Source organism: Aquaspirillum sp. (assembly GCF_055136605.1).
In genome coordinates, this window is record NZ_JBSQVP010000005.1 from 38,053 (window position 1) to 53,585 (window position 15,533).

General features: G+C 51.0%; 19 protein-coding genes and 1 tRNA gene. 9 read left to right on the forward strand and 11 right to left on the reverse strand.

Annotated features, from left to right (window positions below; genetic code table 11):
- Nucleotides 1-5 precede the first annotated feature (5 nt).
- The gene (locus ACTBZS_RS01965) at nucleotides 6-1,163 is read left to right on the forward strand and encodes a pyridoxal phosphate-dependent aminotransferase (RefSeq protein WP_463043120.1); all 1,158 of its coding nucleotides are present in this window, start codon (nucleotides 6-8) and stop codon (nucleotides 1,161-1,163) included.
- Here the strand turns inward: ACTBZS_RS01965 and rfbC are convergent.
- The 4 genes from rfbC to lptM are packed head-to-tail and all read right to left on the reverse strand — an operon-like array spanning nucleotide 1,160 to nucleotide 3,585.
- Nucleotides 1,160-1,711 (reverse strand): dTDP-4-dehydrorhamnose 3,5-epimerase, encoded by a 552-nt coding sequence (rfbC, locus tag ACTBZS_RS01970; RefSeq protein ID WP_460430599.1) that lies wholly within the window; start codon nucleotides 1,709-1,711, stop codon nucleotides 1,160-1,162. The genes ACTBZS_RS01965 and rfbC overlap by 4 nt on opposite strands.
- Nucleotides 1,708-2,193 (reverse strand): N-acetyltransferase family protein, encoded by a 486-nt coding sequence (locus ACTBZS_RS01975; RefSeq protein ID WP_463043121.1) that lies wholly within the window; start codon nucleotides 2,191-2,193, stop codon nucleotides 1,708-1,710. The genes rfbC and ACTBZS_RS01975 overlap by 4 nt, the downstream gene beginning before the upstream one ends.
- Entirely contained in the window at nucleotides 2,193-3,443 is a 1,251-nt protein-coding gene (lysA, locus tag ACTBZS_RS01980) for a diaminopimelate decarboxylase (protein ID WP_463043122.1), read from the reverse strand. Before lysA ends, ACTBZS_RS01975 begins: the two co-directional genes overlap by 1 nt.
- Before the next feature lie 19 nt (nucleotides 3,444-3,462).
- Complete coding sequence (gene lptM, locus ACTBZS_RS01985) at nucleotides 3,463-3,585, reverse strand: LPS translocon maturation chaperone LptM (RefSeq protein ID WP_460430602.1); 123 nt, start codon at nucleotides 3,583-3,585, stop codon at nucleotides 3,463-3,465.
- Nucleotides 3,586-3,657: 72 nt separating this feature from the next.
- Between lptM and cyaY the strand changes: the two genes are divergently transcribed.
- The 4 genes from cyaY to ACTBZS_RS02005 are packed head-to-tail and all read left to right on the forward strand — an operon-like array spanning nucleotide 3,658 to nucleotide 5,986.
- Nucleotides 3,658-3,969 (forward strand): iron donor protein CyaY, encoded by a 312-nt coding sequence (gene cyaY, locus ACTBZS_RS01990; RefSeq protein ID WP_460430603.1) that lies wholly within the window; start codon nucleotides 3,658-3,660, stop codon nucleotides 3,967-3,969.
- Entirely contained in the window at nucleotides 3,969-4,394 is a 426-nt protein-coding gene (locus ACTBZS_RS01995; protein ID WP_460430604.1) for a YqaA family protein, read from the forward strand. Before cyaY ends, ACTBZS_RS01995 begins: the two co-directional genes overlap by 1 nt.
- 33 nt (nucleotides 4,395-4,427) lie before the next feature.
- Nucleotides 4,428-5,231, forward strand: a complete 804-nt coding sequence (gene rsmA / locus ACTBZS_RS02000; protein ID WP_463043123.1) for a 16S rRNA (adenine(1518)-N(6)/adenine(1519)-N(6))-dimethyltransferase RsmA — start codon at nucleotides 4,428-4,430, stop codon at nucleotides 5,229-5,231.
- Between the two features lie 8 nt (nucleotides 5,232-5,239).
- Nucleotides 5,240-5,986, forward strand: coding sequence for an amino acid ABC transporter ATP-binding protein (locus ACTBZS_RS02005; RefSeq protein WP_460430606.1), 747 nt, complete (start codon nucleotides 5,240-5,242; stop codon nucleotides 5,984-5,986).
- 52 nt (nucleotides 5,987-6,038) lie between these two features.
- Here ACTBZS_RS02005 and ACTBZS_RS02010 read toward each other — a convergent pair whose 3' ends face one another.
- From ACTBZS_RS02010 to ACTBZS_RS02030, 5 genes are all read right to left on the reverse strand, one after another.
- Nucleotides 6,039-6,980, reverse strand: a complete 942-nt coding sequence (locus ACTBZS_RS02010) for a homoserine kinase (protein WP_463043124.1) — start codon at nucleotides 6,978-6,980, stop codon at nucleotides 6,039-6,041.
- An 8-nt stretch (nucleotides 6,981-6,988) separates the two neighbouring features.
- A complete protein-coding gene (locus ACTBZS_RS02015; protein ID WP_460430608.1) occupies nucleotides 6,989-7,321 on the reverse strand; it encodes a DUF2782 domain-containing protein in 333 nt (110 codons plus the stop codon).
- Nucleotides 7,322-7,461: 140 nt separating this feature from the next.
- Entirely contained in the window at nucleotides 7,462-8,871 is a 1,410-nt protein-coding gene (locus ACTBZS_RS02020; protein ID WP_463043125.1) for a diguanylate cyclase, read from the reverse strand.
- Nucleotides 8,855-10,126, reverse strand: a complete 1,272-nt coding sequence (locus ACTBZS_RS02025) for an EAL and HDOD domain-containing protein (RefSeq protein WP_463043126.1) — start codon at nucleotides 10,124-10,126, stop codon at nucleotides 8,855-8,857. Before ACTBZS_RS02025 ends, ACTBZS_RS02020 begins: the two co-directional genes overlap by 17 nt.
- Nucleotides 10,127-10,212: 86 nt before the next feature.
- Nucleotides 10,213-11,007: an RNA methyltransferase gene (locus tag ACTBZS_RS02030; protein ID WP_463043127.1), complete on the reverse strand. Its 795-nt coding sequence runs from the start codon at nucleotides 11,005-11,007 to the stop codon at nucleotides 10,213-10,215.
- Nucleotides 11,008-11,105: 98 nt separating this feature from the next.
- Between ACTBZS_RS02030 and ACTBZS_RS02035 the strand changes: the two genes are divergently transcribed.
- The 3 genes from ACTBZS_RS02035 (at nucleotide 11,106) to ACTBZS_RS02045 (ending at nucleotide 13,090) form a co-directional block, all read left to right on the forward strand.
- Nucleotides 11,106-11,903 carry an inositol monophosphatase family protein gene (locus ACTBZS_RS02035; RefSeq protein ID WP_460430612.1) on the forward strand — a complete coding sequence of 266 codons (798 nt, stop codon included), beginning with the start codon at nucleotides 11,106-11,108 and terminating at the stop codon, nucleotides 11,901-11,903.
- A 57-nt stretch (nucleotides 11,904-11,960) separates the two neighbouring features.
- Nucleotides 11,961-12,037: transfer RNA gene (locus ACTBZS_RS02040), tRNA-Arg, on the forward strand.
- Between the two features lie 204 nt (nucleotides 12,038-12,241).
- Nucleotides 12,242-13,090, forward strand: a complete 849-nt coding sequence (locus ACTBZS_RS02045; RefSeq protein ID WP_463043128.1) for a DUF808 domain-containing protein — start codon at nucleotides 12,242-12,244, stop codon at nucleotides 13,088-13,090.
- 61 nt (nucleotides 13,091-13,151) lie between these two features.
- On the opposite strand, the gene proB is transcribed toward ACTBZS_RS02045, so the two are convergent.
- Entirely contained in the window at nucleotides 13,152-14,273 is a 1,122-nt protein-coding gene (gene proB / locus ACTBZS_RS02050) for a glutamate 5-kinase (RefSeq protein WP_463043129.1), read from the reverse strand.
- Nucleotides 14,274-14,415: 142 nt separating this feature from the next.
- On the opposite strand from proB, the gene ACTBZS_RS02055 reads away from it, so the two are divergent.
- Nucleotides 14,416-14,919 (forward strand): tellurite resistance TerB family protein, encoded by a 504-nt coding sequence (locus ACTBZS_RS02055; RefSeq protein ID WP_460431291.1) that lies wholly within the window; start codon nucleotides 14,416-14,418, stop codon nucleotides 14,917-14,919.
- Here the strand turns inward: ACTBZS_RS02055 and ACTBZS_RS02060 are convergent.
- A partial coding sequence (locus ACTBZS_RS02060) for an FAD:protein FMN transferase (protein ID WP_463043130.1) occupies nucleotides 14,916-15,533 on the reverse strand: 618 nt, incomplete at its 5' end. The genes ACTBZS_RS02055 and ACTBZS_RS02060 overlap by 4 nt on opposite strands.

The following is a 15,533-nucleotide window of genomic DNA, read 5'->3' on the forward strand; positions in this document are numbered from 1 at the left end:
GGCTTATGTCCTCTCGTCTTGCTCATGTTCATCCTTTCCATGTGATGGCGATTTTAGCGCGTGCGCAACAACTGACCGCCGCAGGCCATGACGTGATTCATATGGAAGTCGGCGAACCCGACTTCCCAACCCCAGCTCCGATTATTGAAGCGGGCCGCCAAGCCCTCGCTGACGGTAAAACCTTCTATACCCCTGCATTGGGTATTCCTGCGCTACGAGAAGCGATTGCAGCGTTTTATCAGCAACGCTACGGTGTGACCGTATCACCACGGCGCATTGCGGTAACCACCGGCGCGTCAGGTGCTTTATTGCTAACGCTGTCGGCCTTATTAGCAGCCGGCGACAGTGTGTTGCTACCGGACCCCACTTATCCGTGTAATCGTCATTTGGTCAGCCTACTCGATGCCGAACCGCGTTCAGTCGCCGTCGGCCCAGAGACACAATACCAACTCAATGCGGCACATATCGCAGCACATTGGCAAGCCAATACCGTGGCGGCGATGATTGCCTCACCAGCCAACCCAACGGGGACGTTGATTTGTCCTACCGAACTGGCCGCCTTATATGCAGCAGTGAAAGCGCAGGGTGGGCAATTGATTGTGGATGAGATTTACCACGGACTGACCTATGGGATGGATGCCACAACCGCCCTAGCGTGTGCTGATGATATTTGGGTGATTAACAGTTTCTCGAAATATTTCCAAATGACGGGCTGGCGTTTGGGGTGGTTGGTCATTCCAGAAGCGTATATTGATGCCGTAGAACGGGTGGCACAAAATGTATTTTTATCTGCCCCGACCCCTGCACAATATGCAGCGTTGGCAGCTTTTACACCACAAACCATCGTCCTGCTTGAAGAACGGCGCCAAGTCTTCCATCAACGCCGTGATGTGTTGCTAGCAGCCTTTTCTGACATTGGCTTCCGCTTTCCGACTCAGCCACAAGGGGCATTTTATGCCTATGCCTATGTGTCTGATTTGTGTGACAACAGTGCCACGCTGGCGGCTGACTTGTTAGAACACACTCACGTTGCCCTCACACCGGGTAAGGATTTTGGCCAGAACGGTGCCACACAACATATCCGCTTGGCTTACACCTGCGATGAGGCGCGTATTCGCCAAGCCGCAGCGCGTATTGGCGAATATTTGCAACGGCAGCGTTAAGCAAAGGTTTCTGCGTCGACAAACCGCCCTGCCGCAGCATCTTTTGCAGAAAGCTGCGGCACAATTTCACTCGGCAACTGCCAATCAATCGCCAAATCAGGGTCATTCCAAATAATCGAGCGTTCGTGTTCCGGCGCCCAATAGTCGGTGGTTTTGTAGAGAAACTCGGCATAGTCCGACAACACCACAAAACCGTGAGCAAACCCCTCGGGAATCCATAATTGGTGTTTGTTCTCTGCCGATAAACGAACGGCAACCGATTGGCCAAACGTGGGCGAGCTGCGGCGTAAATCAACCGCAACGTCGATGACCTCGCCGACTGTCACCCGCACCAATTTGCCTTGTGCTTGTTGAATTTGATAGTGCAAACCACGCAACACCCCACGCGCCGACCGCGAATGGTTATCTTGCACAAAGTCAGCTTGCACCCCCGTCAATTCTGTAAAGCGACGGGCATTAAAGCTCTCAAAGAAAAAACCTCGGCTATCGCCGAACACCGTTGGTTCTAATAGTTTGACTTCGGGAATCGCGGTATCAAGACACTTCACTTTAAAGCCTTTTCCATCATTAAATAGGGCTGCCCACCAAGGCGAGCGGTTTTAAATCCTGCGGCACGATATAAAGCTCGCGCCCGTCGGTTATCGGGACGGACTTCTAAAATCAGTTTTGAAGCACCACAAGCGCGGCCCGCCTCGGCCACAGCCTCTAGCAAACGCCGCCCAATACCCTTGCCGCGCCAATTGGGAAGCACCGATAAATCGTGCACATTGACGGTTGGCGCACCGGCAAAGCTAGAAAAACCAAGAAAACATAACGCAGCCCCAACAACATCATCTTGTTGACAGGCCAACAGGGTAAAGGTCGAGGGATGTTGGCGAAGCGCAGGAATCAACTGCTGTCGTGCGTGTTCAGACAACCCCTTGCCCCCACCCATTGGGTCTTGGGCATAGGCCTCGGTCAAGGCAAGAATTGCCTCTGCATCCCGTGGGTTGTCTAAATCTGCCACACGAATCACGGTGGACTCGGACATCAGTTCACCAAATCGATTTCGTTTTCGATCAGTTGAGCGAAGGTTTCACGTTGTCGAATCAAACGCATTTCTTCTCCGTGAACTAACACTTCGGCTGCCCGTGGGCGGGTGTTGTAGTTCGAGCTCATGGTAAAACCATACGCTCCTGCCGACATCACCGCCAATAAATCGCCGGCTTGCACTGCCAATTCACGGTTTTTGCCAAGAAAATCGCCTGACTCACACACCGGCCCCACCACATCGGCCAACTGCGGCGTTTGTTCATGACGAGGGGTCACCGGCTGAATGTCATGCCACGCATCATATAAAGCAGGCCGTGCCAAATCGTTCATCGCAGCATCGACAATCACAAAGGTTTTGCCGTCGCCTTGTTTGATAAATTCCACTTCTGTTAACAACACGCCAGCATTGCCAACGAGCGAACGACCGGGTTCCATCAACAGCTGTAACGAACGGCCAGCCAAACGCGAAGCCACCGCTTGGGCATAGGCGTGTAGATCAGGCGGCGTTTCCTCGCGGTAGCGAATCCCAACGCCACCACCGATATCAACATGGTGCAGCACAATGCCTTCGGCGGCTAATTGATCGACCAAGGCAAGTAAACGGTCGAGGGCATCTAACAGTGGCGACAATTCGGTCAGTTGTGAGCCAATATGGCAATCAATCCCGACCACGTCTAAATGAGACAGGCTGGCGGCATGGCGATAGCAGGGCAAGGCTTCTTCCCAGCGGATGCCAAATTTATTGTCTTTTAAGCCGGTGGAAATATAAGGATGCGTTTTGGCATCCACATTTGGATTCACGCGCAGGCTAATAGGCGCACGGACGTTTAATGAAGCTGCTACAGCGTTGAGGCGATCTAATTCTGTCGGTGATTCCACATTAAAGCAGAAAATCCCCGCCTCTAATGCACGGCGCATTTCAGCTTCAGTTTTGCCCACGCCAGAAAACACGATTTTTTTCGGATCTCCCCCAATGGCCAACACCCGTTCTAGCTCGCCGCCAGACACAATATCAAAACCGGCACCTAAACGAGCAAAGTGTCGCAGCAGGGATAAGTTAGAATTCGCCTTGATGGCATAGCAAATCAGCGGATTGAGCGCGGCAAAGGCCTGTTGATAGCTTGAGAAAGCCTCAGTGAGGGCGGCACTGGAATAGACATAACAAGGTGTGCCAAATTCTGCCGCCACACGCGTCAGGGGGAGTTGTTCGACGGTCAACACACCGTCGCGATAATCAATAGCAGACACGGATATTTCCTGAGCAAAACTAGGGTTGTGAAGAGGTGGCCGCTGTTGGCGAGGTTGACGCCTTGGGCAAAAACAGCGGCCCTTTATAACCACAGGCTGTCAGTAAACTGACAAGCACCAAACAAGCAAGCAGTGGGCGCATGGTAGAACCGAGCAAAATCGCGATAGTATCACCAAATTGGCCAAGGCTTTGGCTGTGACAATGAGAAAAACGATGACTGAAAGTGAATTTTTAGACCGTGCTGAACAGATTTTTCAGCACATTCAAAATGTATTGGACCACGCCGAAAGTGATATTGAGGTGACCAACAAAGGGGCTGTTTTAGAGTTGGAATTTGACGATGGCAGTCAAATCATCCTCAACCGCCACGCACCCAATCAAGAGTTGTGGATTGCAGCGCGCAGCGGTGGTTTTCACTTTCACTGGCACAATGAAGCTTGGTGTGACACCCGCGATGGCATGGCGTTTTATCACCGCCTGAGTGGGTTAATCGAAGCCGCTTGCGGCGAAACTGTGTCGTTCTAGTGGCGTGGTTAGATCTGTGGCTGCAACAATGGGGGTTATGGGGGCTGACATTTTCGGCCTTTGTCTCGGCCACGGTATTACCGGGTAACTCCGAGCTGTTTTTACTGTGGTATGTAAAACAGCTGCCAACCCAGTGGGGCATTGCTGTGGTGTGTGCCAGCATCGGCAACAGCCTAGGCGGTTTAACCAATGTGGTGTTGGGCCGTTGTTTACCGTCACGACAACCCCTACAGCCTCGCGCACAAGCTTGGTTGCAACGTTATGGTGCGGCTGCGTTGTTACTGTCGTGGCTACCGCTGGTAGGCGATGCCTTATGTGTGGCGGCGGGGTGGTTGCGCCTACCGTGGTGGTCGGTGGTCTTTTTTTTATGTGTGGGTAAAACGCTACGCTACCTTGTGTTGGCGTTGCCCTTTGTGCTGTTGTAGCCGAAAAACACTCGGTTTATTTTGGGATCAGGCATGTCTCAAGCGACTCATGGTCATGTAGCGCGTAAGCGTTTTGGCCAAAATTTTTTGAATAACCCACAAGTGATTGACGACATCGTCAATGCAGTCAACCCACAAGCAGATTCAGTGGTGGTGGAAATTGGCCCCGGCTTGGGGGCGTTAACCGAACCCCTGTTGCAGCGTGTGACCCATCTGCATGTGGTCGAACTTGATCGTGATTTGATTGCACGTTTGCGGAAACGGTGGCCGGCGGAACGATTGACAGTGCATGAAGGCGATGCTTTGCGCTTTGACTTCGGCACCATCGCGCCGCGTTACAAAATTGTCGGTAACCTACCGTACAACATCTCAACCCCACTGTTATTTCATTTGGCGACCTTTGCCGACCAAGTAGAAGACATGCACTTTATGTTGCAAAAGGAAGTGGTCGAGCGGATGGTGGCAGAACCGGGCTGTGCCGATTATGGCCGCTTGGGGTTGATGTTGCAGTATTACTTCTCGATGGAAAAATTGTTGGATGTGCCGCCCGGGTGTTTTAGCCCACCGCCGAAGGTTGATTCAGCAGTGGTGCGCTTAATTCCATATCAAACTTTGCCTTATCCGGCACAGGATGTCGCGGTATTAAGCCAACTGCTTACCGAGGCCTTCAGCCAGCGGCGCAAAACCATACGCAATACCCTACGTGGATGGTTTGATGAAACAACCTTGGTCAACCAAGGGATTGATCCGAGCTGGCGGCCAGAAAACCTGACCCTAGCGCAATATGTTGCACTGGCAAACTTTGCCGTCGATCACGGCCACAAGCCGAATAAGTGAGGATTTGTATGATACGTTTTGTTGATGTGCACAAATGGTATGGCGATAAATTGCATGTGCTCAATGGCATCAATTTAGAAGTGCAACAAGGTGAAGTGGTGGTGGTGTGTGGCCCGTCGGGCTCGGGGAAATCGACCCTCATTCGATGCGTCAATCAGCTTGAACCGATCACATCTGGCGAGCTATGGGTCAATGGTCATAATGTGCACGACCCCAAAACCAATCTCAACGCGTTGCGTGCCGAGGTCGGGTTTGTTTTTCAACACTTCAACTTATATCCGCACTTGTCAGTGATGGATAACATCACGCTTGCCCCGATTAAAGTACGCAAAACTGAGGTCAAACAAGCACAACAAGAAGCCGTGGCGTTGTTAGAAAAAGTTGGGCTGGCGCATAAAAAAGACGCTTTCCCCTCTGAATTGTCCGGTGGACAACAACAACGGGTGGCGATTGCACGCGGCTTGGCAATGAAACCGAAGGTGATGCTGTTTGATGAACCGACCTCGGCACTCGATCCGGAAATGATTGGCGAAGTGTTAAAAGTGATGAAGGATTTGGCCGAGTCGGGTATGACTATGATGTGTGTGACCCATGAAATGGGCTTTGCGCGTGAAGTGGCTGATCGGGTGATTTTTATTGATCACGGTCAGATTCTTGAACAAGGCAAACCAGAACATTTCTTCTCGGCACCACAACACGACCGTACTAAACAATTCTTGAAGCAGGTTTTATCCCCGATGCACGGGGCAGCCTAAGACCTCGGTGGCAGAGAGATCGCCAACGGCTATCTCCTGCCACACCTTCAGCTTAGTTCAGCCAAAAATCTTGCCGGTGGCAGTGTTGCTGCAAAATGCGTTGGAAATGGCCGGGGTCTTTGGCAAAGGTCAGTTCCCCTGCTTGTGGGCAGTGGAAATCTAACAAGCGCGACGTCCAAAACCGAATTGCTGCTGCACGCAACATCAACGGCCATGCCGCCACTTCAGCCGCTTGTAATGGCCGCACGGTTTGATAGGCAGCCAACATGGCGCGGGCACGCTCAGCATCAATATCACCGTCTGGCAAACTACACCAATCGTTGACCGCAATGGCGAGGTCATACAACCAAGCATCATCACAGGCATAGTAAAAATCAATAAAGCCGCTGATGTGATCGCCATCGAACAACACATTATCGCGGAACAAATCGGCATGAACGACGCCACGCGGCAAGTCGGCAAACGATTGCTGTTGCTGTAAGGCCAATTCGCGTTGTAACAAGGCGACCTCATCCGCCGGCATAAACGGATACACCCGTTCTGCTGTCTGCTGCCACCAATCTAAGCCTCGAGGATTGCTCATGTGGCCGGTGAAAGTTTGTCCAGACACATGCATCTTTGCCATCGTGGTAGCGACCTGAGCACAATGTGAGGCATTCGGTGTGGTGAGGTCACGGCCAGCCAAACAGGCCACCAAACAGGCCGGTTTATCACACAACAGACTGGCCAACTGTCCCTCTTGATCGGCGATAGGGGCCGCCACGGCCACGCCATGTTCGGCGAGGTGTTTCATTAAATCGAGGTAGTAGGGTAGCTCATCAAGTTGCAACACCTCGAACAAGGTCAACACATAGCGGCCTTGTTCGGTGGTGACAAAATAATTGGTGTTGGTCACGCCGGCGGCGATACCTTTGAGGTCAATTAAGGCGCCAAGGGAATAGCGAGAGAGCCAAGCGACAAGCGCTTCGGGGGTAACAGTGGTATAGACAGACATGAATACACTCAAAAACGGATGAGAACCCAACGCGGAATCACCATTCGATCGCCGCGATGATCAAAACGCTTCATTTGGCCACTGCCATCTTCATCGTAGAGGTAGTAAGGTTCGCCAATCGGTGGCGTGACCTTGACCAGATACAGTTGGCCATTGACGCGATATTCCTCAACGGTACCCGATTCGTTCTTGGTAATACGCACTTCGGGCTCAACGCCAACACCATCATCGATCAGATGCGTTGGGGGCGGGGGAACATCGGCTTTCGCTCTCGCCTCTGGTTGAACAGCCCAAGCGGACAACGGCAGGCATAACAATAAAGACAATAGCAGGCGACGCATTGGCCTCTCCTCGGGTAATGTCGGTTTACCATCACCGATAGAGGGATGATGGCAGTTTCCTGTGAATGGGAAATGTGGCAAACACCTCAAAAAATGACAGGTTGCACCCTGCTATTGTACCGCTTGCAGCGCATGCCGTCTTAATCGACGACGACTTGATTGCGGCCTTGTGTTTTAGCGTGATACAACGCGACGTCGGCACGAGCTAACAAGGTGTCTGCCAGTTCGCCAAGGTGATAGCAGGCGACACCAAAGCTAGCGGTCTGTTGTTGTACCACTGGGAACAAATGCGCTGCCAGATGTTGGCGCAGTGACTCGGCTAATTTGGCCGCGCCAGCACAGGGGGTTTCTGGACAAATAATTAAAAACTCTTCGCCGCCCCAACGCCCCACTACATCAATTTCACGGCAATATTGTTGCAATAGCCGCGCAGCGGTGATGAGCACTTGATCGCCTACCTGATGGCCGTGGGTGTCGTTAACGTGTTTGAAGTGGTCAAGATCAACCAAAATTACACTGAACACATGACCAAAACGGCTACTGCGTTGGATCTCTTGGGCCAAGACTTCGTCTAGGCGCAAACGGTTTACCAATCCCGTGAGTTTGTCTGTGATGGAGAGCGTGGCCAGTTTTTGGTTGAGTTGCTGGAGCTGTTGGTTAAGACGGCGCAACTTGCGATTCCACCACAAAATCAGCATCAACACCGCCACACTGACAGCAATGATTTTGGCCATCAACCAATAATCGAATGGCTGTTCAATCTTGATTGAAACATGCTGGTTCACAATGGCCTCGCGCTCTTGCGGGGTAATCGTCAGCACGCCCTTATTCAGCATATCGCGCAAAATTGGCTCATCTTTTAACACCCCAATTCGCAGCTGATTGGTATAGCTTGGGATTTGGCCAGCAATTTTCAGATTAAACCAGCCATTTTTTTTGATCTCATACGCTGCCACAATCAATGACCGTACCGTCATGTCCGCTTGTCGGTTCGAAACCAAATTCATCGACTCGGCCTCGCTTTTGGTGGCAATCAATCGCAGATAGGGGAAATCATTTTTCATTCTTTCGCCCACCATTGTCTGCGCGGGCAAGGCAACTGTTTTATCTCTTGCCCATGCTAAATCGCCAATGAAAGGGTGTTCTTCGCGGGTGATAATGACATTTTGATCGTAAAACACCGGCTCGGTGAAAATTAGCCACTTTTCACGAGCAGGGGTTTGGTTAAGAAAACTCATGATCTGGCAGTGGCCACTTTTTGAAGCCGCAAGGCTTTCTTCCCAGTGTTGTACTGGGTAGAGCTCAATTTTAATCCCTACCCGCTTAGCAACCAGTTGCAATAAGTCGGCGCCAATGCCCTCATGCTGCCCTTGTTCGTTAATGCGCTCGAACGGTGCCCAATCTGGATCAACACAGGCTTTAATGACAGGATGTTGCGCGAGATAGCGTTGTTCTTCTGCCGAGAGAGGAACGCTATGCTCTGCCACCACAGGCTGGCTTAACACGATTCCCAACAGCAAGATGAAACGAAAACTAGCAATCTTCATCATCAATACGCTCATCCGCTATTCGACCAATGGCATGACTCCAAGCGAGTGCCTCTGCTTGTGCTTGTGCAACACGAGTGAGCTGGAAGCCATACTTTTGTAATACTGGGAAGCTAATCCCTAAACGATCATGGCGTTCTTGTTCAATCACCTCGGCAATTTCCAAAAATGGGTAGAGCGGGCCGCTTTGATTGAGTAAGGCTTGGCGAATACTAGGGGAAAGATAAGGCATGGCCGCTAGAATTTGTGCCATCGGTGCAGTGAAAAGCGTCGAGGCCATCGACAATAAACCACATAAAAAAGCTTCTTCGCTCAGTTTTGGCTGGCTTTGAGAGGCCAACAATTCCATCAAGCGCGCCCGTGCCGCCACAGTACGAAATAACGGACTGCCAACCGCCATGTTTTCTTGTTCTAAGTACAACAACAGCTGTAACCAGCGTCGCAGTTGATGTCGGCCCAAGGCTGTGATGGCATGGCGAACAGAACGAATTGGATGGCTGAATCCTGCGGCAACGGAGTTGGTCATTCGCAATAAATTCATTGCCAAACTGGGCACTTCTTTGAACACGCGTTCTAGCGCACTGGTTTCTGCTTCCACCGCCAATAAAGACAACAGCTCTAACACTCGTAGCCGCGACACATCAAGCCGCTGTGCCCGCAACACTTCTGGGCGCGAGAAAAAATACCCTTGAAATAAGGTAAACCCAAGTTCTAAACACGCTTGTGCTTGTTGCCGTGTTTCAACACGTTCGGCCAGTCGTTTGGCACGGTAGGGGGCGATATGGCTCAACAAAGCAGGCAGCTGTGCCTCAACCTCAGGCAGCAAGGGAATTTTAATAATATCGACGATTTTCAGCAGCGGAATCCACTTTGGATCGAATTCACAAAAATCATCTAATGCCAGCGTGAAGCCTGCCGCCTGTACCGCGCGGCAGCGTTGAATAAATTCTGGTGTTGGTTCGACATGCTCCAAAATTTCTAATACCACTTTATCTTTTGGTAATAACTCGACCATCTCGCTATTGAGAAAGGCGGCATTGACATTGATAAAGCCACGATATTCACCCAACACATTACACATCAGGGTTTGACCAAAAGCGGCCGAGATAACCTGTGCCGTGGCTTTACAGTCATCATCAATCACTGCCCGATTCTGCCCCCCGTCGCGAAATAAAAGCTCATACCCCACCAAATCAAATTGGTGATTCAAGATGGGCTGTCGGCCGACAAAGACTGGGGTGGAGGGAGAATCAGACATAGCAAAAGTGGCTTAAAACAAAATTGCAGCAAATCATACGCAAGAGCTTGCCTCTTGGCATGATTCTCTTGCAACAAAGCGTTTTTTTATGGTTCAGCGTCGAGGGGTGGCGCATCGTTTGGCTGGTGTTGTGCCAAATACTGCATCTGTTTACACATCCCGCGCAAAATATCGACTTCTTCGCGTTGCAGTCGGGCACGATCAAAGAGTGTGGACAGACGGCGCATTAAACGATCGCTATTGCGACGACGGAAAAAACCGATGTCTTCTAAACTGGTGGCCAGATGTCGGTAGAAACCTTGCACTTCCTCTCGCGTGGCTAAGTCGATATTTGGCCGTAGGTGGTCGAGGTTGTCGTTATATTGTTGAAACACCTCATAACACATCACTTGCACTGCTTGTGCCAAATTGAGCGAAAAATAAGCTGGGTTTCCCGGGATAGTGACCAATAAATTACAGCGTTCCACTTCCTCAATCGACAAGCCAAAAGTCTCATTGCCAAACACCAAAGCCACTTCTTGCCCACTGCGCGCCAAGGCCAATAAATCAGCCACAGCGGTACGGGGTGGGTGAAGGTCGGCGGCGAGTTCGCGGCGGCGGCTGGTCAACGCTGCTGCCACTGTCACATCCTGTAATGCCTCATCTAAACTGTGGCATACCGTTGCCTGTTGCAGCACATCAACGGCACCGCTGGCTAAGGTGTCGGCTTGAGGATCAGGAAAGTGTTTTGGCTCGACGAGATAGAGTCGGCTGAGTCCCATCGTTTTCATAGCACGGGCAGCAGAGCCAATATTGCCCGGATGGGACGGTCGCGATAGCACAATGCGGATGCGTTGCAAGACATCAAATGATGTGTGATCAAGCACTTGGGACTTATCCATTCTCAGAATGTCGGGTAAAATGTCGCATTATCCAGAAAACCCGAAACTTGTTCGGGTTTTTTCGCTCATTGACATCCACGAATCACGAGAGATTGCCCATGCATCCCATGCTCACCACGGCTATTAAAGCCGCCCGGCGCGCCGCCAACCTTATTCAGCGCGCTTCACATAATCTGGACCTCATTCGCCCCGACCAAAAAGGGCCCAATGATTATGTGAGTGAGGTGGATCGTGCTGCAGAGGCCGCCATTATCGAAGTGATTCGCGAGGCCTACCCTCAACATGCTTTCTTGGGCGAAGAATCCGGTGCTCAGCGTTTAGGTGAGTCTGAGTATGAATGGATTATCGACCCACTCGATGGCACTACCAACTATCTACATGGCTATCCCCAATACGCGATTTCGATTGCCTTAGTGCATCGTGGCCAAATCACCCAAGCCGTGGTGTACGACCCAAACCGCAACGATCTGTTTACTGCCAGCAAGGGCTCGGGCGCGTTCCTCAATGATCGCCGTATTCGTGCTGCTCGTCGTATTCAGCTGGCCGAAGCGCTGTTAGTGACGGGTTTCCCTTACTCTAATTTGCAACATTTAGACCTGTACTTGGCGACTTTGGGCGATATGATTCGTAAGAGTTCGGGCGTGCGTCGTGAAGGCGCGGCGGCGTTAGATTTATGCTATGTCGCCTGTGGTCGTGCCGATGGTTTTTGGGAGTTTGGCTTAAAGCCGTGGGATATCGCTGCGGGTAGTTTGATTGCTCAAGAAGCCGGCGCAATTGTGACCGATGTGTTTGGTGAAGAAAACTGGTTAAACAGTGGTGATATTGTTGCCGCCAGTCCAAAAATCTTAAATCAGATGTTACAAACCTTAGCACCACATCTCGTACACTATCGCTAGACAAATGGGCGCTAGACGACAAGCGGCTGACACGCTATCATCTCGCCCTTACTCTTTGCACCCGTAGCTCAGCTGGATAGAGTACTGCCCTCCGAAGGCAGGGGTCGGACGTTCGAATCGTCTCGGGTGCGCCAGCATACAAAAAATAGGCACTGTTCGCAGTGCCTATTTTTTTATCCGTTTAGGGCGAGCACCAGTTTTGTACTCACCTACACCGTTTAAATCACAATCAAACAAACAATGATTGGTAGCTGTCACCCTAAAAGGGCGACATGCCATGATTTTGGCATTCAATCTAGATGCGCTATCCTTGGTGCTTTTCTAAGTTGGAGCCAAGCATGGCCGCAAGTTTGTTCGCCTTGTTGGATGATATTGCATCGTTGATGGATGATGTCGCTGCGCTATCAAAAGTCGCTGCTCAGAAAACCGCTGGTGTGGCTGGTGATGATCTTGCTGTGGGCGCAAATCAAATGCAGGGGCTGCCGCCACATCGCGAATTGCCAGTGATTTGGCGAATCACCAAAGGCTCTTTACTTAATAAACTTTGGCTATTGATTGCACTATTGGCCATTGCGTATTTCTTACCAGCATTAATTACTGTGTTATTGATTCTTGGTGCTGCCTACTTGGCATTTGAAGGGGCGGAAAAAATCATCGAAAAATTTTTTCCACATGCTCACGATCATGAAGACAGCCCACCTCAAACAGAAGAAGATAAAATCCGTGGAGCCTTGCGCACCGATTTGGTGTTATCCACCGAGTTGATGGTGATTGCTATGGGGGCTGCCGGTGATAGCAGCCTAGGGACAAAAGCCGGTGTGTTATTTGCAGTTGGGATCGGCGTGACCTTCGTGATTTATGGCATCGTGGCGTTGATTATTCGCCTAGATGATATGGGTTTTGCTTTGATGCAGCGTAACAGCGCGACCGCACAACAATTTGGTCGGGTGTTGGTCAACAGTGCGCCCAAAATTCTGCGAGTGTTGGCGGTGGTGGGTACGGTAGCGATGTTCTTGGTCGCAGGTGGAATTGTGGTGCACGATATTCCCGCGATTCACCATGCCGTTGAACCTGTAATACATCTCCTCGGATCAACTCTGACCGAAGCATTAGTCGGCCTTATATTTGGACTGATTTTGGTATCGCTCACAACAGCGTTTAACATGATAAAACGTCGTTTTATTTGATGTGCTGATAGCCCCAGTTTTTATGCTGGGGTTTCAACTCGGGTATAAGCGACGATGTTAATTAAAAAACATTGACCATATTGTCACGATGGATGAGTTCCGGTTCGACCAAATAGCCCAAAATGCTTTCTAATTCACGCGTTGGGCGGCGCATAATCAGACGGGCTTCGTCAGCGCTATAATTCACCAAACCGCGCGCCACTTCCTGTCCTTGTTCATCGACACAAGCCACAACCTCCCCGCGCAAAAATTCGCCTTCTACTGCAGCAACACCAATCGGCAATAAACTCACCGTGCCGCTGGCCACCGCTTTTGCTGCCCCTGCATCCAACACCAGACGACCTGCTAATTGAAGATGATCGGCCAACCACTGTTTGCGCGCTGCAAGACGGGTTGTTGGAGCGACTAATTGGGTGCCGATGGCTTCACCGTCGGCGAGGCGCGACAGCACATTTTCTTCGCGACCACAGGCAATCACGGTTGCTGCACCAGAACGGGCGGCGCGTTTAGCGGCGATGATTTTGGTCAACATACCGCCAGTCCCCACGCTGGATCCTGCTCCACCGGCCATCTCTTCTAAAGCAGGGTCGCCGGCTTCGGCTTCGTGAACGAAAGTGGCATCAGGATATTTGCGAGGGTCAGCGGTATATAGCCCTTGTTGATCGGTCAGGATAATCAGCGCATCGGCCTCAATTAGATTGGTCACCAACGCACCCAACGTGTCATTGTCCCCAAAGCGAATCTCCGAGGTCACCACGGTATCGTTCTCATTGATGATGGGTACCACATTCATTTTTAACAGCGTGGTTAAAGTAGAACGGGCGTTGAGATAACGGGTGCGGTCGGCGAGGTCTTCATGGGTCAGTAAAATTTGTGCTGTTTTTAAGCCATAGCTTCGAAAGGCGGTTTCATAGGCTTGTGCCAATCCCATTTGTCCCACCGCTGCAGCAGCTTGCAATTCATGAACGGCTTTTGGTCGCGCACTAAAGCCAAGTCGTTGTAATCCCTCGGCAATCGCACCAGATGACACCAGTACCACCTCTTTACCACGGCGCACTAAGTCGGCAATTTCCGCTGCCCAACGATTCAGGGCTTGATGATCGAGCCCTCGACCATCATTTGTCACCAAACTGGAACCAACCTTAATCACAATACGCTGGCTGGCATGAATAAGCGATTGCATGTTGTAGATTCTTTCGCAAAATAGATGCGGCGGATTATAAACGCAGTGCCGGTATGGCCAAAAATTAAGCCAGTTTTAAGCCATCTTGCGGCATGATGGTTGCACGTAATCTATCCCTTAGCCTTACCTTTAGGAGAATGACATGGGTTTGTTTGATATGTTCAAAAGCGATTCTGGTGACCAGATGACGCCTCATTTGGCTTTTGCCACTTCGCTGTTGTACATGATCGCCGCTGATGGCGAATTTGATAACGAAGAAATTGGTCATTTGCTGTCCGTTTTGGGCGGGGAAGAAAGCGGCGGCTCGATTGGTGTGGGGGCCAATAACCGTGCCTTGTTGGACTCAGCCCAGCGTTACGTGCGTAAGCACAGCATCGACGAGTTTATCCGCGAAGCGGCGCCTTTGCTGTCTGATGCCCAAAAGATGTGTATTTTGGTCAACCTGATTGATTCTTCCTTGGCCGACGGTCAACCAGAACCAGAAGAACAAGTAATGTTTGGTAAGTTCTTGGCTGGTTTTGGTATCAGCGAAGAGCGTTTCCGCCCCTTCTTTGAAGTCATTCTGCTGAAGAACGATCGCTCGGTGTTCACGAATGCCAATCACCCGAAAAACGCCCCCGGTTTCCAAGTGACCTTGCCGCGTTAATCTAAAAGCTGGCTGTGGGGTGGGGCAATCAACCACTCCACCCGGCTTTGCATCGCCCGATTTAGCCTCACCTCACCATTCCCCTCTACCAGCAAGACCCCCGCAACCCCAAATCGCTGTGCGTAATTGATGATCTGTGCCGGCGCACTGAAATAAATCGGTTTACTCGCCACATCCGAGTGCAACCCAACATGCTTCCCACCACTGATTAACACAGTGGCTGACTGGCGTTGGCAAGTGCTATAGCCAGTTTTTGGCAGAATCAAATGGCAATAACGTTGGTTTTGATAAACGAAATAGCGTTGATAATCGCCAGACGTCCCAATCGCCTCGCCATCCGCCAAACTTACCACCGCCATTGCCACCCCTTGCCGTGGGTGTTGAATACCGACCCGCCACGGCTGCTTAGGCGCTTTTTGTCCCATTGCCAAAATATTGCCGCCGATATTGATTAAGGCGTGTTCTACCTGATGCTGGCGCAGTATCTGTGCTACCCGATCTAGCGCCCATCCTTTTGCCATTCCACCAAAATCGAGCGCGATACGGGCTTGGCGGCTGTGGGCTTGATTGCCATTGAGTTCAATCGCCTGTGTTGAGGGTGGGGGACTGAGCAA